This window comes from Peptoniphilus indolicus (assembly GCF_900454665.1).
Classification (GTDB): Bacteria; Bacillota; Clostridia; order Tissierellales; family Peptoniphilaceae; genus Peptoniphilus; species Peptoniphilus indolicus.
The window spans coordinates 1,506,481-1,524,838 of sequence record NZ_UGTH01000001.1; the positions used below are offsets into that span (position 1 = coordinate 1,506,481).

The window sequence follows — 18,358 nt, forward strand, 5'->3', positions numbered from 1 at the left end:
AATGTATAGTGTATTTATTTTAACGGTGAGTGACTCAGGTTATTATGAGCAAAAAGCGGACTTTAGTGGTCCGGAGATTGTAGACTTGATGAAAGAAAATGGATATGAGGTAGTAGGAACTGGAATGGTTCCGGATGATAGAGAACTCATTAAAAAAGAACTGATAAAAAATGCAAGCGCAAATTTAATTTTAACTACAGGCGGAACCGGGCTGGGTATGCGAGATATAACTCCTGAAGCAACAAAGGATGTAATTGATAGAGAAGTTCCTGGGCTTTCTGAGCTTATGAGAATGAAATCTTATGAAGTTGTGAAAAGTGGTATTTTATCCAGACAAGTTTGTGGAACAATTGGAAGTTGCCTAGTGGTAAATCTACCGGGCAGTCCAAAGGCAGCTAAAGAAAATATCAGTTTTATCTTAAGTCCGTTAAAACATGCTCTTAAGATGCTAAATACTGAAAAATCCAATTGTGCGGGGATAGAGAGATGACAATAGCTATTATAATTCCAGATGAAGATTACAACTTAGATGTGCTTAGGACACTTATGGTAAATGTAAAGCCGGCTGTGAGCGATGTTTTTGTAGTGGAAAATAATGTTGATAAAAATCACTTGATAAAATCGGGTGCTATTTTTATAGATAAGAGTTCGACAGAAGAAATTATTGATAAGTATGAGAGAAAGTTCATATTTGAAGATTTAGTTGAAGATTTGTTAAGAGTTGATTATTTAGCTCTGGAAAAAGAGAGCGCAAATGGTATCTTCAAAGTTAAAGACGGTTCCTTTAGGTTAGTCACGTCTGAAAATGAGACGGAAAAATTTGAAGCTCCGGGAGACATTCAAATGACTTGCCAGGTGAAATTGACTCTAAATAAAAACAGAAGATTTTATGGTCCGGGGACTGCCCAACTGCTTAATTTAATAGATAGGACTCAATCTGTTAAATCAGCTGCCGCAGCTATGAATATTTCTTATTCTAAAGCTTTACAGATGATAAGAACTATGGAAAAGGGATTGGGATACAAAGTTGTGGAGAAAAAACAAGGCGGAACAGGTGGAGGAGAAAGCTTTTTAACGGAAGAGGGAAAGTTGTTTGCAAAGAAATACATTAAATTTAACTTAGAGGTAGAGGAATGTGTAAGAAAAATTTTCAAAAAGTATTGGTAGGAATAATGATGTTGATGTTAGTTTTGGCAGCGTGTCAAAGTAAGTCAGCTGAAGAAACTAAAAACAATGCTCCAAAAGAAGAAGTTCAAGCTATGGAACCCATAACAGTTTCTGCAGCAGCTTCATTAAAAGAAACTATGAACATTATAGGCGAGCAATATGGAAGTCCTGTTGAATTCAACATGGGTGGTTCAGGTACTTTGAGAACTCAAATTGAGTCAGGAGCACCGGCAGATGTATTTATCAGTGCCTCTAAAGAACACGTTGCAAAGCTTGAAGATAAGGGATTAGTAAAAGAATCTCAAGATTTATTAAAAAATAAATTAGTAATCGTCGGTAAAAAAGATTTAGCGTCAATCGAAGATGTATTAAATGGTGGAAAATTTGCAATCGGAGAACCTGAATCAGTTCCAGCAGGTAAGTATGCAAAAGAAGCTTTGACTAACTTAGGATTATTTGACAAAATGCAAGACAAAATTGTATTAGGTTCAGACGTTAGAAACGTATTGGAATGGGTTAAGAGCGGAGAAGTTGACTACGGAGTAGTATACAAAACAGACGCTTTAGTTGCTAAAGACGATGTTAAGATTGTATATGAATTCGAAGATGGAACTCACAAGGATATAATTTATCCAATGGCTCTTTTAAATGACAAACCTGAATCAAAACAATTCTATGAATACATCAAAGGCGAAGAAGTTAAGAAAGTATTTGAAGAATATGGATATGAGGTAATAGATGGAGCTAATAAGTAATTCTATTTTATTTGCAAGTGTGGCTAGTATATTTACATTTATACTAGCCATATTAGCAGCACGAGTTGTTCTAAAAAGAGAGTCGAGAATTTTAGACATATTATTTACACTGCCAATGGTATTGCCGCCAACAGTAATGGGTTTTTTGTTACTTATAGTTTTAGGAAATAAAGGTATATTTGGTGGATTTTATAATTTGCTGAACATACAAATACTTTTTACACCAGCAGCTAATATTATAGCAGCGACAGTTGTCAGTTTTCCAATTATGTATAAAAGTGCATATGCAGCATTTAAATCAGTTAACGAAGATTGTATATTAGTTTCAAAGACACTTGGGTTATCTGATGGAGAAATATTTAGAAAGATAACATTGCCACTTTCTAAATATGGATTGGTTTCAGGACTTATCTTATCTTTTTCAAGAGCGCTTGGAGAATTTGGAGCAACGATGATGGTCTCAGGCAACATAAAAGGCAAAACTCAAACTCTTTCGACGGCAATATATACAGCTGTGCAAGCCGGCAATTATAATCAAGCATATATGTTGGTGTTACTTGTTATTGCAATCAGTGCGGTGTTGATATTTTTAACTATGTTTTTTACGGAGAAGAAATGACACTTGATATAACTATAAAAAAGAAATTAAAGAGTTATGACTTAGATATTGAATTTAAAAGTGATTTCCAAAAAATAGGATTGTTTGGGCCATCAGGTGCAGGCAAAACTCAATTATTAAAGAGTATTGCCGGAATAACAGAACTTAAATCGGGATGTATTAAACTTGATGGTGAAGTACTTTATAATTCAGATAAAAATATAAATGTGAGACCTCAAGATAGAGAAGTTGGGTACCTATTTCAAAGCTATGCACTCTTTCCACATATGACTGTAAGAAAACAGATAGAGTTGACATCAAAAGTAGAAAATTTGGAAGAACTCTACAAAAAATTTAGAATAGAACATCTACTTGATTCTAAACCAAACAATATAAGTGGTGGTGAGGCGCAAAGAGTTGCAATGGTGAGAATGTTGGCAAGCAAGCCAAAGATAATACTCCTAGATGAACCTTTTTCAGCTATTGATATGAATTTGAAAGTCAAGCTGAGAAGTGAACTTAAGGAAATGCTAAAAGAGTTTTACGGAACAGTTGTAATAGTTAGTCATGATATAGACGATATAACGGAATTATGCGAAGAAATTATCTTTATTGAAAAGGGTAGGGTAATTGCAGATGAAAGAGTTGAATCTTTTGGAAATTATTTAAATAAAGATATGGCAAGATTAATAGGGTATGAGAGCATAAAAATAAAAGGTAGAGACATTTACTATAACCCTAAAAAATTTAAAACCGAGTATAGCGATGGTGATACTAAATTTAAAGGAAAAGTAGTTTCAATTGTAAATTCTTTGAATTACAATATTTTAAATTTAAAAGTTGAAGGGCAAATTTTAAGAGCTGAATTTTTAAGAGATCTATACACTTTTGAAGTTGATAGTGATTTAGAACTTTATCAAACAACCGTTAATTAATTTTTAAAAATAGGATAAAATAAAAAAAATATCCTATTTTTTCTGTTTATAATAAAATTCTATGTTATAATAAAAAAACAACAATATTCGTAATCTATATAAGAGGTGTAAATTATGGAAAATACTTTTGAAGTAATAGTAAATGGGAAAAGGTTTATTCATGATAAGGATATAACCTTGTTAAATTTTTTAAGGGATGAGCTAAAGATTAAGTCCGTAAAAGACGGTTGTAGTCAAGGCGCTTGTGGAACTTGTACTGTAATCGTAGATGGTAAAGCAACAAAAGCTTGTGTATTTAAATTATCTAAGCTTGTAGGAAAAGAAATCATAACTATGGAAGGTTTAACAGATAGAGAAAGGGAAGTATATACATATGCATTTGCAGAAGTAGGGGCTGTACAATGCGGGTTCTGTACTCCGGGAATGGTTATGAGCGCAAAAGGATTGTTGGATAAAAATTTAAATCCAACTGATGAAGAAATAAAAGCTTCTATAAAAGGTAATATCTGTAGATGTACTGGATATGTGAAGATTGAAAAAGCTATTAAACTTGCTGGAGAAATTTTCTCTGGAAAGACGGAAATGAAAAACAAAAATACAAATGGTGTTGGAGAAAATGCTATAAAAATTGATGCTGAAGCAAAAATTCTAGGTACTGGAAAATATGTGGATGATATGGAATTTGATGGCATGGTATATGCATCATGTGTGAGAACTGCTCATCCACGTGCAAAAATCTTAAAAATAGATACATCAGAGGCTGAAAAATTAGAAGGTGTAGTTGGGATTTTAAGAGCTGAAGATGTTCCTAACAACAAAGTTGGACATATTCAACAAGATTGGGATGTTTTAATTGCGGAAGGAGAAATTACAAGATGTATAGGCGATGCAATTGTACTTGTAGTTGCAGAAGATCAAAAGATTCTCGAAGAAGCTAAAGCGCTTGTAAAAATAGATTATGAGGTGTATGAGCCTATAACAGATATTTTTGAAGCACTTAAAGAAGATGCTCCAAAGATACACTCTAATGGAAATCTTTGCCAACAAAGACATGTTACAAGAGGAAACGCAAAAGAAGCCATAGCTAATTCTAAATATGTTATAACTCAACATTACTCAACTCCTTTTACTGAACACGCTTTTATGGAGCCTGAGTGTGCTATTGCTATGCCATATAAAGATGGTGTTAAAATATATACATCAGACCAAGGTACTTTTGACACACGCAAAGAAATTTCTATAATGTTTGGTTGGGAACCTGAGAGAGTAGTTGTAGAAAATGCAATTATAGGTGGAGGTTTCGGAGGAAAAGAAGATGTATCCGTACAACATATTGCAGCTCTTGCAGCGGTTAAATACAATAGAATAGTAAAGGCTAAATTCACAAGACCTGAATCCATAGCTTTCCACCCTAAGCGTCATAAGATGGAAGCTGATTTTACAGTTGGGTGTGATGAAAATGGAATTATACAAGGATTGGATGCTGAAATTTATTTTGATACAGGTGGGTATGCATCGCTTTGTGGACCTGTACTTGAAAGAGCTTGTACACATTCAGTAGGCCCATATAGATATGAAAATACTGATATCCGTGGATATGGAGTCTATACAAACAATCCACCAGCAGGAGCTTTTAGAGGATTTGGGGTTTGTCAGTCAAACTTTGCTTTTGAAATGATTTTAACTCAATTAGCAGAAAAAGTTGGAATATCTCCATGGGAAATCAGATATAGAAATGCTATTAGACCGGGGGATGTTCTTCCTAATGGACAGTTTGCGGATGTATCGACAGGATTAGTAGAAACTCTTGAAGCAGTAAAAGATGTCTATGAAGAAAATAAAGGACATGTTGGAATAGCCTGTGCACTTAAAAATTCAGGTGTAGGAGTAGGTTTACCTGATAAAGGTCGTGCAAGACTTGAAGTGAGAGATGGAAAGTTGTATCTTTATGCAGCGGCATCTGACATTGGACAAGGTTACTTGACGATAGCAGTTCAATTTATAGTAGAAACATTGGGAATAGATAGAAATGATATAATTCTTATGCCACCTAATACTGAAACTTCTCCTGACTCAGGTACTACATCAGGTTCAAGACAGACGCTTTTGACAGGTGAAGCTATTAAAAAAGTTTGTGAGTTATTAAAAGAAGATATGGTAGGAACCGACCTTAGCAGTGTTGAGGGAAAAGATTATTACTATGAATATTTTGAGCCAACAGATCCTCTTTCTTCAGATAAACCAAATCCTAAATCACATATAGCATATGGATATGCAACACACGTTGTAATTTTAGACGATGAAGGAAAGGTTAAAAAGGTAGTAGCAGCTCATGATTCAGGGCAAATAGTAAACCCAATAAATTTTGAGGGACAAGTTGAAGGTGGAGTTCTAATGAGTTTAGGGTATGCATTAACAGAAGATATGAGATTAAAAGACGGGGTTCCTACTGATAAGTTTGGACAATTAGGACTTTTACGCTCAACAGATGTTCCTGAAATAGAAACTATAGCCATAGAAAAAGAAGAACTTTTAAATGTTGCCTATGGAGCTAAAGGGGTTGGAGAGATAGCTTCTATTCCAACTGCAGCAGCAGTGGCAGCAGCATATATGGAAATGGACGGAATTGTAAGAAGAAAGCTTCCTCTTGATGAAACAGCTTATTCTAAACCTAAGAAAGTTTTTAATAAATAAATTATTTTAAACCTCTCATTTTTAAAAATGAGAGGTTTAAGTGTACATAGGGGTTTTGGGATGTATAGAAAATTTGAAATACAAAAAAATGATGTAGTATCCATTGTGGGGAGTGGGGGAAAAACTACTTTAATGTTTAAGTTGGGAAGAGAATTAAAAAAAATGGGTAAAGTATTAATAACAACTTCTACCAAAATAGGTATTCCAACTGAATTAGAAGATGATGAAATATGCGTTGAAAACTTTGATGGAAATTTCAATGGAATAAATTTAGTGATTACAGGTGGAGAATCTACAGATAAAAAAATAACGAGCGCTGACTATGATTATTTAAAAGAGATTTTGTCAAAATTTGATTATGTACTAATTGAAGCTGATGGTTCTAAACAAAAACCATATAAAGCCTCTCGCGAAAATGAGCCTGTAATATACGATATAACTACTAAAACTATAGCAGTATTGCCAATGATGAAATATTTAAATGAGTTGAACAAAGATGATATATTTAATTTTAAATTGTTCAAAGACAGATTTGGAAGAGTAGTTTTAGATGATTCATTAATTTTAAAAATGCTATCTCACAGGGAGGGAATTTTTAAAAATTCAGTTGGCGAAAAATATCTCTACTTAAATAGAGTTGAGGAAGATATTTCAAAACTTGAAGAAGAAATTGGAAAATTAGATATAAAACTTAGGAGGTAAGTATGAATATTAGCGCTATAGTAATGGCTTCCGGATTTTCAAAGAGAATGGGAGATAACAAATTAAAACTTGAAGTCAAAGGTAAGAGAATGTTTGAATACACAGTTGATTTATTAGATAGTTTAGATTTTTCAGAAAAAATTTTAATAACAAATGATGAAGATATTAAAAATATGCTGAAGGAAAGTTGAAAGTATATGACAATGAAAAAGCTGATATAGGTAAGAGTGAATCAATTAGAATAGGCGTAGAAAACTCAGGTAATGTTGACGGATATATGTTCTTTGTATGTGACCAACCTTTTGTCAGCGAGGAAACTGTTAGAAAAATAGTGGATAAGTTCTATCAAGATGAATTGATAACTTTTCCGATGTACGGCAAAAAGCGTGGGGCTCCGATGATTTTCCCGAAATTTTTTAAAGATAGATTGTTGAGTTTAAAAGAAGATGAGGGCGGAGTTGTTTTAATAAACGAAGAAAATTCACAAAAAGTTGATATAGAAAGTGAAATGGAACATATAGATATAGATACAAGGGAACAATATGAAAAAATTAGATAATTTGATAATAATTAGGGGTGCGGGAGATATTGCAACGGGTTCAATTCAAAGATTACATCGTTCCGGTTTTAAAGTGCTGTGTCTCGAAGTGAAACAACCAACTGCAATAAGAAGAACTGTTGCACTATCTGATGCTATTTACGTTGGAGAAACAAGCGTAGAAGATATAACAGCAAGAAGAGTTGAAACTATATCTGAAATGGAAAAGGCATTTGAAGATAGAGTAGTGCCTTTGATGGTGGACCCTGAATGTAAAATCCTAGAAGAACTTGAACCTGATGTATTGGTTGATGCGATTTTAGCTAAAAAAAATCTTGGCACAAGAATAGATATGGCAAAGGGAACTGTTGCACTAGGACCGGGATTTATTGCTGGGGAAGATGTTGACATAGTTATTGAAACTAACAGAGGTCACGATTTAGGCAGACTTATATTTGAAGGCTCTGCAGCACCAAATACAAATAGACCGGGGAATATAGATGGTTTTACAAGAGAGAGAGTACTGTATGCACCTAAGGCCGGAAAAATAATAAACAGACACGATATAGGGGATATAGTAGAGCAAGGAGAAGTCATAGCTACAGTTGAAGGCGGAGAAGTTACAGCTAAAATTTCAGGGATTTTAAGGGGGATTATTAGAAATGGTACTGAAGTCTTTGAAGGTATGAAAATAGGAGATGTGGACCCAAGAACTACTACAAATCCAAATACAATATCGGACAAAGCAAGAGCATTAGGTGGAGCAACTCTCGAAGCCGTTATGATTTTGAAAAATAGAAATGCTGATAAGTAAAGTAAGTTATGAAAATATAGAAATTTATAAAATAGGAAGTTGAATTATCATCATTTCCGATTTTATTTTAGTGTGTTAATATGTTTAGTAGTTGAATCAAAAGTGCATTGAATAAGAAATTTTATGACGAAATATTATTAGGTAGATTAATAAGATAATTAAAAGGTGATGATAATGGATAGAGATAATTATATATTAGGACTTGCACTAGGTAGAATACCAATGGAAGCATGTAAAATAGAATTAACAGAAGAAGAAAAAGATTTACTCGAAGGTATGAAAGAGCGTATAGAAAAAGATATATCAGAAGGTAAAAAGTATATATACGAAGTGCCATTCGATGATTAATTTAAACTTTAATGATATAAGTTAAATTTAAACAATTTGAAGAAAAGAGGAATGAATAAATGGGAATGAGCAGAGATAATTATATACTAGGACTTGCAACAGGTAGAATACCAATGGAAGCTTGCAAAATAGAACTAACAGAAGATGAAAAAGAAGAACTTGAAGCATTAAAAAAGGAAATAGCAGAAGATAAAGCAAATGGATACAATTATATTTACGAAGTTCCACAAAATTGGGATTGATAGATATAAAAAATTAAAAAGATTCAAAGTTAATATTTAATTTAATATATAAGTTTTGTTATGTTAGTGAACATATTGTAAAAGCAGCTTTCTCTATATGAGTTAGCTGCTTTTGTGTTTGTTTTATTAAATTATTTGGTAGGGGCTATCTACCACCGCCACCAGTTCCACCACCTGAGAATCCACCGCCTCCACCAGTTCCACCACCTGAGAATCCACCGCCTCCACCAAAGGAAGCTGAACTCGAACTTGAACTTAAGCTGTAAGCTTGATATGAATTTTTAGAGAAATAAGTTAAATATAAATAGTGTGGATATAGACTGTTAGGACCAACGTATAAAGGTATGTGACCGGCATATTTATCTTCAGGATAAAAATGTTTGAATGCATCGGTTACTTCTTCGGCGGCGCCCAATAACACTCCCATAATTAATAAATCATCGAAATTTGAAATTTCTATTGATTCTTTTTCACTCAAATCTTCTAAATCATATAAAAATCTTTCAAAGGCACATAGACGAGAAGTTTCAGTAAGTCCTTTTTCTGTTAGGTAATATTTATTAGAAGCTCTTTCTTCAAGATATCCATTGTCTATTAAATAATTTCTTCCTTCTTCTTTTGTAGATTTTAAAAACTTATATGGGAAGTCTTTTGATTTAAATAAAAATCTTTTGAACTCTTTTGGAGTTAGAATATCATCGTCGCCCTTAGCTTTTAAAATAAATTCAAATAAATTGGATTCAAATCTATTTTTTGTATTAGGAACACTATTTATCTTTAAGACAGTATCTTCTGGTTTTAACTTTTCTTTTGGTAATGCTAAATTTTTAGCACTTTCAAATGATAAATTACCAGATTTTACCCACTTTAGAATTTGAGCTGAGATTATAGCATTTAATATATTGATTTCTTTTTGTCTTAAATAAAGTAAGGCCGTCAGATTGCCGTTGAAAGGTGCTTCACGGTAATATTCGGGATGGTCTTCATCGACCTCATTTATATTCTTCGCTATAGTACGCTTTTTTGAAGTAGATACTAGAATCGAAAAGAATATGAAGACAGGCATTAAAATAATAAAGAAAATTATTAAGGTAACCGGGCCTGAAAAATCTTTAGAACTTTGCGAAATAGCATCTCCTGAAATACCATTTAAATCATTATAGTCATTTTCATAGCTTGAATTTTCAAATGCAACTGATTTTAAAGTTTCAAAACTATCATTTAGGGTGTAAGAAGGATTTATTATTCCCTTATTCAAAGACATTAGAATAGTTAAATTTTGATTATTTGAAAAAGGTTCTGTATTTTTAGCAACGATTTTGCCATCTTCAAATAAGATATTTCCAATGTATCCGAATGCCCAAATCTTTGCATTGCTCTCGTTTAAATCAACACCATTTTTTTGAATAGTTACTTTTACATTATCAGGGACCGGATCCATATCATGGTTTATAAATCTAATATTAAATCCGTCTAAATCTGTGTAACCTATCATGGCATTTTTCAAAGTGTAGTTTATTGTGTAGGTCTTTGGTTCTAATGCAGTTTTACCAAAGCACAATTCAATGCCGTCGACTGTTTTATTAATTCCGTATTTGTTCGCCTTTTCTTCAAAAGAAACCTCTACATCCCAAGGAACTTCTGTATAAGGACCATTTTCATCTGAAACTTTAAAGTCAGTTAGTTGCATGTGGTTTAAGTTTTGCATGGGAATATAAAATTCTGTTCCGCTATCAGCTGTTGCTTTCCAAACTTGTGTTACTTGTAGAGAACCGTCATCAAGTATATTTGCATTTACTTCAATAGAGTCTATTGAATCAGCAAAGACTATACTTGGAGCGATTGCAAATAGTAGTAATAGTATAGAAAATAATTTTTTCATAATAATCACCTGAATTTTAAATTTAGCATTTAACAATGTAAAAATTTACGAAGTAGTTTTTGCAAGACGATACTATTTATTTTTTAATTATGTATAATAAATATAATTAGTTTGTACAACAGTAAATGCTATTTAAATCTATTATATAGTATTTACTTGAGATAAATATACAGTTATTTGAAATAGTAGAGGTAAATTATGAAAATAGTTTTTTTAGATTATAAGACATTAAATCCCGGAGATTTAAGTTTTGATGAATTGGAAAGTTTAGGAGATGTAATTTTATATAGAGATACTGATGTTAAAAATGAAAGTGAAATTATAGAAAAAATTGGAGATGCTGAGGCTATAATAGTGAACAAAGTTCCAATTTCAAAAAATATCATTGAGAAATGCAACAATTTAAAATATATAGGCCTTTGCTCTACCGGATATAATAACATTGATATTGTAGAGGCTAAAAAGAGAAATATATCTGTGAGAAATTGTCCTGAGTACTCGACCTATGCGGTCAGTCAATTTACAATTGGACTGTTGCTTGAAATTTGTCACAACACATATAGGCATACTGAATCAGTAATGGCAGGAGAATGGATTAAGGCGGATGATTTTTGCTATTGGAAGCATCCTGTGATTGAGCTATATGGAAAGACGATGGGTATAGTTGGGTTTGGAAACATAGGCAAAAACACCGGACGTATTGCTAAGAGTTTGGGAATGAATGTAATCGCAAGTGGTTCAAGACCAACTGACGAGGGCAGAGAGATAGGAGAGTATGTTTCGTTTGATGAGTTATTGGAAAAGTCGGATGTAATAGCTCTGCACTGTCCATTAAATGAAAAAACTGAGAAGATTATAAATAAAGATACTATTTCCAAAATGAAAGATGGAGTTATTTTGTTAAATACTGCAAGAGGCGGGTTGATAGATGAAGCTGATTTTAGAGAGGCTTTAGATTCTGGAAAAATATATGCTGCAGGGATAGATACTGTTGCAGTTGAGCCAATGTTAGAGAACAATGCTCTACGTGGAGCACAGAATTTATTGATTACACCGCATATAGCTTGGGCATCTTTAGATACGAGAAAGAGGTTGCTTGACATAATAGTTGGGAATTTACAATCTTATATGAACGGAGAGTCAATAAACGAAGTTAAATAAATATTTAGATTATAATTTAGCTTTTGTTTCTAAAATGTATCTTAGTCTTAGAGAGCATATTGCAAAGATAAATTGAAATGAGAGTAAAGATTAAATATAATATACAAAGGAAGGGCAATCAAATGAAAATTATAATAATTGGCGGAGGAATCTCCGGTGTCTTTGCAGCAATTGAATCTAAGAGGTTAGGGCATCAAGTGACTGTTTTAGAAAAGAAAGATAGAATCTTAAAAAAAATGCTGACAACTGGAAATGGAAGATGTAATTTAACTAATTTAGATGTATCTTATAAAAATTATAATTCAAAATTTGTAACAGAAGCCATAAATGGATTTACAAATGAAAATTTTATAGACTATTTGAAAACTATTGCGATTTTTACGACTTGTGAAGGGAATAGGGTCTATCCTCAAACTTTAAAAGCTCAAACTGTTGTGAATCAACTTTTAGAGGAACTCGAAGAGTTGGGTGTTGAAGTTATTACGTCTTCGCCGGTTTTGAAGGTGGAAAAAGAGAATAATAAATTTACAGTTTATACCAATGAAGAGAAGTTTGTGGCTGATAGAGTGGTATTTGCAACTGGAGGCTGTTCTTCTCCTAAGCTTGGGAGTGATGGCAAGAGTTTTGAAATTTTGAAGAGTTTGGGGCATAAAGTAACTAATCTTTATCCCGCATTAACTCAAGTTACTTCTGAGTCAAAGGATTTAAAATCAATAAGTGGTGTAAAAGTATACTCTAAGCCAAGGCTGTATATAGATGATGAACTAGTACAAGAGGAAGAGGGAGAAGTATTGTTCACTGATTATGGATTAAGTGGCCCACCTATCTTAAATTTATCTAAGGCAGTTAATATTAAAAGCGGAAATAAATATATTAAATTTTCTCTAGTAAATTATTCTGATGAAAAAATCAAAGATGAGCTTTATAATATGTATTATATGTTGAGTCATTATTCACTAAAAAGATGGCTTACGGGAATAATAGATAAGAAATTAGTTGGATATATCTGTAAAAATTTAAATTTGCATCAAGATATTCCAATGAGTAATATTGACGAGAAAGTTTTTGAGAAAATGGTTGAAGAAATTTTAAATCACAGAATAGATATCTCAGGGACTAAGGGATTTGATACTTCTCAAGTCACTTTAGGTGGAGTTGAGTTATCACAAGTTGATGAAAAGACTTTCGAGTCTAAGTTGGTAAAAGGGCTTTATATAATAGGTGAGGCTCTTGATATAGATGGAATTTGCGGAGGATACAACATACAATGGGCAGTATCTTCGGCTATGATGATGAGCAGAAATCTTTAGGAGGTAGAATGTTCTACTTACAGAATAGATTAAAAGAATACGGAAATATATCGGTTGGAATAATTGGTTGTGGAATAATGGGAAGTTCACTTTTAACTCAATTAAAGGGATTACAAAATTTCACACCGCTTATTTTGTCCTCAAGAAGAATTGAAAAAGTGAAAAATACTTTTATATCAGCAGGGTTTACTGAAGATGAGTTTTTGGTAACTGATGATATTGAAGTGGCAAGAGAAGCTATTAAAAATGGAAAGTCAATTGCCACAACTGACAACATGATTGCAGCAGAGCTACCTGATGTGGTTGTGGATTGCACAGGAGATACTAACGCCGGTTGTGAAGTTACATTGAGAGCAATCGAATCCAACACACATATTGTAAGCTTAAATGTTGAAATGGATGCGACAGTTGGTCCTTATTTAAAATCATTGGCAGATGAAGCAGGGGTTGTTTACACCGGTTCAGCTGGAGATGAACCGGGTGCTATAATTGAACTCTATGAATTTTTAAATACAATGGGGTTTGAAGTTTTAGTTCTTGGGAAGGGAAAGAACAATAAGTTGGATAGAAGTGCCACACCTGAGGATCTAAGCGAAGAGGCAATTAATAGAGGGTTAAATCCAAGAATGTTGACTTCTTTCGTGGATGGTACAAACACAATGACAGAGTTAAATGCCGTGTGTAATGCAACCGGATTTGTTCCGGATATTAGGGGTTGCCATTCTTTTACGACAACTCCTAAGACAATAGCACAGGATATAGATTTAGAATCAAGAGGGTCTAAGTTGAATTCTTATGGGACGGTAGATTTTTCAATGGGAATAGCGCCGGGAGTTTTTGCCATTGCAAAGGCTAATTCTGAAATAATAGATAATGAGATGGAATATTTGAGTGTTGGCAAGAGACCAAATTTCGCCATATATAGACCGTATCATCTAACAAGTTTGGAAACTCCAATTTCAATAATAAGAGCAGTTGTTTTAAAAGATTCTACAATAGCACCTTATAAGGGTTCTGTAGCAGAAACTATTGCAATTGCAAAGAAAGATTTGAAAAAGGGAGAAAAACTTGAGGGAATAGGTGGAAACTCAGTTTATGGAGTGTTGGAAAAAGCAGAAATTCAAAGACGAGAAAATCTTCTGCCGATAGGAATTATCACAGAGAAAACTAAACTTGCAAGAGATGTTGAGATCGGCAAAGCTTTAACCTATGAAGATGTAATTTTAGATGAGGAAGCAAGTATAGTTAAAATAAGAAGGCTACAAGGTAATTGACAACTAAGGTGATATTAATATAAAATATAAAATTGAAATGCATAGTTACATTTTAGAGAATGACTTTGGTAGAGTAGTGCATTTAGAAAGGACGAAAAGCCATGAGAATCACAAAAGAAACAGATTATGCATTCAGGATATGCGGTTACTTAGCCCAACATGAAGGAGAAGTAGTAGGAGCTCCCAAAATTGCACATGATAGAGTTATACCGGAAAGATTTACTCTTAGAATACTTAGAAAGTTGAATTTAGCGGGGATAACTACAGCAAAAAGAGGAGTTACAGGCGGATATATGCTAAATAAGCCAAAAGAGGAAGTTTCTCTTTATGATATAATGGTTGCTATAGACGGACCTATAGTTGTTAACAGATGCATGAATGCAGAAGATCCATATTGTTCATATATGGGAGTTAATTCTTCAGATTTTGACGGTTGCAGGTTTCACGTAGCTCTTGAAGAAGTACAAAATTCGGTAATAAAAATTTTAAAATCCAAGACACTTGAATGTTTTGGAGAAAATAAGCAATGAAGAGACAGTTATAAATAGAGAGTTTCAAGAGAGCATTCGGTTGGTGTGAGAATGTAACTTGAGTTTATAAGATCAACTTGGAGCAAATTGGTAAGTCTGCCTTAAAGACAATTAAGTGATAGGACCTATAATAAGGGTGGTACCGCGGCGTAAGTCGTCCCTTAGTTGGGTCTTTTTTATTATATAAATAAGGAGGAAAAGTTATGGAAAATTTTAAACCGCTTTCAAAATCTCCAGTAAAAGATAGAGAATCTGAAATATCAAATTACTGGGACGATATTGATCTATTAAAAAGATCTGTTGAAGCAAGGGAAGGTAATCATTCGTATATTTTTTATGAAGGACCGCCAACAGCAAATGGTAAGCCGGGTATTCACCACGTAATTGCAAGAACTCTAAAGGATTTAACTTGTAGATACAAGACAATGAGTGGTTATAAGGTAAAGCGTAAAGCAGGTTGGGATACTCACGGTTTGCCGGTAGAAATTGAAGTTGAAAAGAAATTAGGACTTCACAATAAACAGGACATAGAAAAATATGGTGTTGCACAGTTCAATGAAATGTGTAGACAATCCGTATGGGAATATGAGTCTGAATGGAGAAAATTGACTCGAAGAATGGCATATCTAATCGATTTAGATGACCCATATGTAACACTAGACAATAACTTTATAGAATCTGTTTGGAGTATTTACAACAAAATGTTCAAAGACGGATTAATCTATGAAGGACACAAGATTCTTCCATATTGCCCACGTTGTGGAACAGGACTTGCATCTCACGAAGTTGCACAAGGTTATGAAGAAATCAAAACTGAAACAGTTACAGCTAAATTTAAGGTTAAAGGAAAAGACAATGAGTATTTCTTGGCATGGACAACAACTCCTTGGACACTTCCTTCAAACGTAACACTTACTGTAAATCCTAAAGTTGAATATATCAGAGCAAAAATTCATGATGATGTTTATATAGTTGCTAAAGAATTGGCAGATTCTGTATTTGAACACGAATATGAAATTCTTGAAACAATGAAAGGTAGCGACCTTGAAGGCGTTGAATATGAACAATTATTGAAATTTATACAAACTGACCAAAAAGCTTTCTATGTTACAACAGCAGATTATGTAACTACAGAAGATGGTACAGGTGTTGTACACACAGCTCCAGCATTTGGGGAAGACGACTATCAAACAGGAAGAAGATATGGGCTACCAGTTTTCAATCCAGTTGATGAGTCAGGTAGATTCACTGAAACACCTTGGAAGGGTATGTTTGTAATGGATGCAGACAAAGAAGTTATCCAATACTTGAGAGAAAATGATTTATTGTTCAAGAAACATAAATTTGACCACAATTATCCTCATTGTTGGAGATGTCACACTCCATTAATCTACTATGCTCACCCATCTTGGTATATCGAAGTTACTAAGTTTAAAGAAAAACTTGTAGAAAACAACAATGGTGTAAATTGGTTCCCAGATTATGTAGGTGAAAAGAGATTTGGTAATTGGTTAGAAAATCTAAACGATTGGGCAATTTCTCGTTCGAGATATTGGGGAACTCCACTTCCTATTTGGAGATGTGAAGAATGTGGACACACAACTTCAGTAGGTTCAAGAAAAGAACTTGCAGAAAGAGCGATTGAAGATATAGATGATTCAATAGAACTTCACAGACCATACGTAGATGACGTTCATATCAAGTGTGATAAGTGCGGCCATACTATGTCAAGAATACCTGAAGTAGGCGATGTTTGGTTTGACTCGGGAGCAATGCCTTTTGCACAATGGCACTATCCATTTGAGCACAAAGATGATTTCAACGAATTGTTCCCAGCAGATTTCATCTGTGAAGGTATCGACCAAACAAGAGGTTGGTTCTACTCACTTCTTGCAATTTCAACTTATATGACAGGCAAGAGCCCATATAAGAATGTACTTGTAAATGATTTAATTTTAGATAAATTTGGTAAGAAGATGTCTAAATCAAAGGGAAATACTGTTGAACCATTTGATTTATTTGATAGATATGGAGCAGACGTAGTTAGATGGTACTTGATGTATGTATCTCCACCATGGACTCCTACAAAATTTGATGAAGATGGACTTAGAGAAGTTGACTCTAAATTCTTCAGATCAATCAGAAATATCTATAACTTCTTCAGTCTATATGCAAACACAGACGGTATAAATCCTAGAGAATTTGATATTGCATATGAAAAGAGAGATGAAATTGACAAGTGGTTATTGTCAAAATACAACAATCTTGTAAAGACTGTAAGAGAAGATATGGATAAATTTGAAGTTACAAAGGTTGTTAGAAATATTCAAGAATTTGTAATAGAAGATTTGTCTAACTGGTATATCAGAAGAAACAGAAGAAGATTCTGGGCAACTGAAATTGATGATGACAAGAAGTCTGTTTATGCGACAACTTATGAAGTTATGCTTGGAATAGCTAAGTTAATAGCACCATTTGTTCCTTTCACTTCTGAAGAACTTTACAGAAGTCTTACTGATGGAGAGTCAGTTCACCTTGAACTATATCCTGAAGTAAACGAAGAATTGATAGATGAAAAGATAGAAGAAAAGATGGACTTAGTTAGAAACTTAGTAGCATTAGGACGTGCTTCAAGAGAAAATGCTAAGATAAAAGTTCGTCAACCACTTTCAAAAGTAATCATTGATGGTAAATACAAGGAAACAATCGCTGAGTTAGATGAACTTATAAAAGAAGAACTTAACGTAAAAGAAGTTCACTTTGAAGAAGATCTTTCTCAATTTATGAACTATGAATTAAAACCTAACTTCAAAGTTGCAGGTTCAATCCTTGGAAGTAAGATAAAAGAGTTCTCAAAATATTTGAATTCTGTAGATCCTAAAAAATTTGTTTCAGAACTTTCTAATGGTCCAAAAGAAATAGAATTAAACGGTGAAAAGACTGAAATTAAAGAAGAATATATCTTGATAAACATCAAATCAAAAGAAGGTTTTGACGTTACAATGGAAAACAATCTATTTGTAATCCTTGACACAGAACTTAGTGAAGAATTGATTAATGAAGGATATATCAGAGAATTCATCTCAAAAATTCAACAAATGAGAAAGAACTTAGATTTAAATATCTTAGACAACATCAAGATTGAGTATACTTCTGATGGAGAAGTAGTAAAAGCAATTGAATCTGGAGCGGAATTTATTAAGTCTGAGACTCTTGCAGTCGAAGTGACTAAGAATGATTCTGTTGATGGAGAAGAAGTAGACCTTAACTCTCATATGTCAAAAATAAAGATACAAAAAGTTTAAAAATAAATCCCTTGAGCTATTAGCTTGAGGGATTATTTATTTTAAAATAAAAGAATAGTTTCTAATTATAAAGGTTAGTAAAAGATTAGATTAAATTTATTTA

The 18,358-nt window shown here is 33.2% G+C and carries 16 protein-coding genes, 1 pseudogene and 1 other annotated feature; of the genes and pseudogenes, 16 read left to right on the forward strand and 1 reads right to left on the reverse strand.

Going from position 1 to position 18,358, the window contains the following annotated elements; genetic code table 11:
* Position 1: 1 nt before the first annotated feature.
* From DYE58_RS07215 to DYE58_RS07265, 11 genes and pseudogenes are all read left to right on the forward strand, one after another.
* On the forward strand, positions 2-490 hold the full coding sequence (locus tag DYE58_RS07215) for a MogA/MoaB family molybdenum cofactor biosynthesis protein (RefSeq protein ID WP_004820852.1): 489 nt from the start codon (positions 2-4) through the stop codon (positions 488-490).
* On the forward strand, positions 487-1,167 hold the full coding sequence (locus DYE58_RS07220; protein WP_004820854.1) for a winged helix-turn-helix domain-containing protein: 681 nt from the start codon (positions 487-489) through the stop codon (positions 1,165-1,167). Before DYE58_RS07215 ends, DYE58_RS07220 begins: the two co-directional genes overlap by 4 nt.
* Positions 1,134-1,922, forward strand: a complete 789-nt coding sequence (gene modA / locus DYE58_RS07225; protein ID WP_004820855.1) for a molybdate ABC transporter substrate-binding protein — start codon at positions 1,134-1,136, stop codon at positions 1,920-1,922. The genes DYE58_RS07220 and modA overlap by 34 nt, the downstream gene beginning before the upstream one ends.
* Positions 1,906-2,541 carry a molybdate ABC transporter permease subunit gene (gene modB / locus DYE58_RS07230; protein ID WP_004820858.1) on the forward strand — a complete coding sequence of 212 codons (636 nt, stop codon included), beginning with the start codon at positions 1,906-1,908 and terminating at the stop codon, positions 2,539-2,541. The genes modA and modB overlap by 17 nt, the downstream gene beginning before the upstream one ends.
* Complete coding sequence (locus tag DYE58_RS07235; protein WP_115312145.1) at positions 2,538-3,455, forward strand: ATP-binding cassette domain-containing protein; 918 nt, start codon at positions 2,538-2,540, stop codon at positions 3,453-3,455. Before modB ends, DYE58_RS07235 begins: the two co-directional genes overlap by 4 nt.
* Positions 3,456-3,569: 114 nt before the next feature.
* On the forward strand, positions 3,570-6,149 hold the full coding sequence (gene xdh, locus DYE58_RS07240) for a selenium-dependent xanthine dehydrogenase (RefSeq protein ID WP_004823236.1): 2,580 nt from the start codon (positions 3,570-3,572) through the stop codon (positions 6,147-6,149).
* Positions 6,150-6,209: 60 nt separating this feature from the next.
* Complete coding sequence (yqeC, locus tag DYE58_RS07245) at positions 6,210-6,851, forward strand: selenium cofactor biosynthesis protein YqeC (protein WP_172463326.1); 642 nt, start codon at positions 6,210-6,212, stop codon at positions 6,849-6,851.
* 47 nt (positions 6,852-6,898) lie between these two features.
* A pseudogene (locus DYE58_RS07250) lies at positions 6,899-7,410 on the forward strand (nucleotidyltransferase family protein).
* Entirely contained in the window at positions 7,394-8,203 is an 810-nt protein-coding gene (yqeB, locus tag DYE58_RS07255) for a selenium-dependent molybdenum cofactor biosynthesis protein YqeB (protein WP_004820867.1), read from the forward strand. Before DYE58_RS07250 ends, yqeB begins: the two are co-directional and overlap by 17 nt.
* Before the next feature lie 174 nt (positions 8,204-8,377).
* A complete protein-coding gene (locus tag DYE58_RS07260) occupies positions 8,378-8,551 on the forward strand; it encodes a hypothetical protein (RefSeq protein WP_004820869.1) in 174 nt (57 codons plus the stop codon).
* 59 nt (positions 8,552-8,610) lie between these two features.
* Positions 8,611-8,793, forward strand: a complete 183-nt coding sequence (locus DYE58_RS07265; protein WP_004820870.1) for a hypothetical protein — start codon at positions 8,611-8,613, stop codon at positions 8,791-8,793.
* 145 nt (positions 8,794-8,938) lie between these two features.
* Here the strand turns inward: DYE58_RS07265 and DYE58_RS07270 are convergent, their stop codons facing one another.
* Positions 8,939-10,675, reverse strand: a complete 1,737-nt coding sequence (locus DYE58_RS07270; protein ID WP_040552321.1) for a DUF2207 domain-containing protein — start codon at positions 10,673-10,675, stop codon at positions 8,939-8,941.
* Between the two features lie 198 nt (positions 10,676-10,873).
* Here DYE58_RS07270 and DYE58_RS07275 point away from each other — a divergent pair, with 198 nt between their 5' ends.
* From DYE58_RS07275 to ileS, 5 genes are all read left to right on the forward strand, one after another.
* Positions 10,874-11,836: a D-2-hydroxyacid dehydrogenase gene (locus tag DYE58_RS07275; RefSeq protein ID WP_004820875.1), complete on the forward strand. Its 963-nt coding sequence runs from the start codon at positions 10,874-10,876 to the stop codon at positions 11,834-11,836.
* Between the two features lie 77 nt (positions 11,837-11,913).
* Positions 11,914-13,146 carry a BaiN/RdsA family NAD(P)/FAD-dependent oxidoreductase gene (locus DYE58_RS07280; RefSeq protein WP_004820876.1) on the forward strand — a complete coding sequence of 411 codons (1,233 nt, stop codon included), beginning with the start codon at positions 11,914-11,916 and terminating at the stop codon, positions 13,144-13,146.
* A gap of 8 nt (positions 13,147-13,154) precedes the next feature.
* Entirely contained in the window at positions 13,155-14,420 is a 1,266-nt protein-coding gene (locus tag DYE58_RS07285) for an NAD(P)H-dependent oxidoreductase (protein ID WP_004820879.1), read from the forward strand.
* 101 nt (positions 14,421-14,521) lie between these two features.
* Positions 14,522-14,950 (forward strand): RrF2 family transcriptional regulator, encoded by a 429-nt coding sequence (locus tag DYE58_RS07290; protein WP_004820880.1) that lies wholly within the window; start codon positions 14,522-14,524, stop codon positions 14,948-14,950.
* Positions 14,938-15,115, forward strand: a binding site (T-box leader). (Overlaps the previous gene by 13 nt.)
* Positions 15,116-15,153: 38 nt before the next feature.
* Positions 15,154-18,255 carry an isoleucine--tRNA ligase gene (gene ileS, locus DYE58_RS07295; RefSeq protein WP_004820883.1) on the forward strand — a complete coding sequence of 1,034 codons (3,102 nt, stop codon included), beginning with the start codon at positions 15,154-15,156 and terminating at the stop codon, positions 18,253-18,255.
* The last annotated feature ends 103 nt before the right edge of the window (positions 18,256-18,358 follow it).

Excerpts from the sequence above, each read along its gene's own strand:
- DYE58_RS07270 (WP_040552321.1), bottom strand. The coding sequence starts at position 10,675 with ATGAAAAAATTATTTTCTATACTATTACTACTATTTGCAATCGCTCCA.
- xdh (WP_004823236.1), top strand. The coding sequence starts at position 3,570 with ATGGAAAATACTTTTGAAGTAATAGTAAATGGGAAAAGGTTTATTCAT.
- DYE58_RS07280 (WP_004820876.1), top strand. The coding sequence starts at position 11,914 with ATGAGAGTAAAGATTAAATATAATATACAAAGGAAGGGCAATCAAATG.
- DYE58_RS07220 (WP_004820854.1), top strand. The coding sequence starts at position 487 with ATGACAATAGCTATTATAATTCCAGATGAAGATTACAACTTAGATGTG.
- DYE58_RS07290 (WP_004820880.1), top strand. The coding sequence starts at position 14,522 with ATGAGAATCACAAAAGAAACAGATTATGCATTCAGGATATGCGGTTAC.
- DYE58_RS07275 (WP_004820875.1), top strand. The coding sequence starts at position 10,874 with ATGAAAATAGTTTTTTTAGATTATAAGACATTAAATCCCGGAGATTTA.
- yqeC (WP_172463326.1), top strand. The coding sequence starts at position 6,210 with ATGTATAGAAAATTTGAAATACAAAAAAATGATGTAGTATCCATTGTG.
- DYE58_RS07215 (WP_004820852.1), top strand. The coding sequence starts at position 2 with ATGTATAGTGTATTTATTTTAACGGTGAGTGACTCAGGTTATTATGAG.
- DYE58_RS07235 (WP_115312145.1), top strand. The coding sequence starts at position 2,538 with ATGACACTTGATATAACTATAAAAAAGAAATTAAAGAGTTATGACTTA.
- ileS (WP_004820883.1), top strand. The coding sequence starts at position 15,154 with ATGGAAAATTTTAAACCGCTTTCAAAATCTCCAGTAAAAGATAGAGAA.
- modA (WP_004820855.1), top strand. The coding sequence starts at position 1,134 with ATGTGTAAGAAAAATTTTCAAAAAGTATTGGTAGGAATAATGATGTTG.
- yqeB (WP_004820867.1), top strand. The coding sequence starts at position 7,394 with ATGAAAAAATTAGATAATTTGATAATAATTAGGGGTGCGGGAGATATT.
- modB (WP_004820858.1), top strand. The coding sequence starts at position 1,906 with ATGGAGCTAATAAGTAATTCTATTTTATTTGCAAGTGTGGCTAGTATA.
- DYE58_RS07285 (WP_004820879.1), top strand. The coding sequence starts at position 13,155 with ATGTTCTACTTACAGAATAGATTAAAAGAATACGGAAATATATCGGTT.
- DYE58_RS07260 (WP_004820869.1), top strand. The coding sequence starts at position 8,378 with ATGGATAGAGATAATTATATATTAGGACTTGCACTAGGTAGAATACCA.
- DYE58_RS07265 (WP_004820870.1), top strand. The coding sequence starts at position 8,611 with ATGGGAATGAGCAGAGATAATTATATACTAGGACTTGCAACAGGTAGA.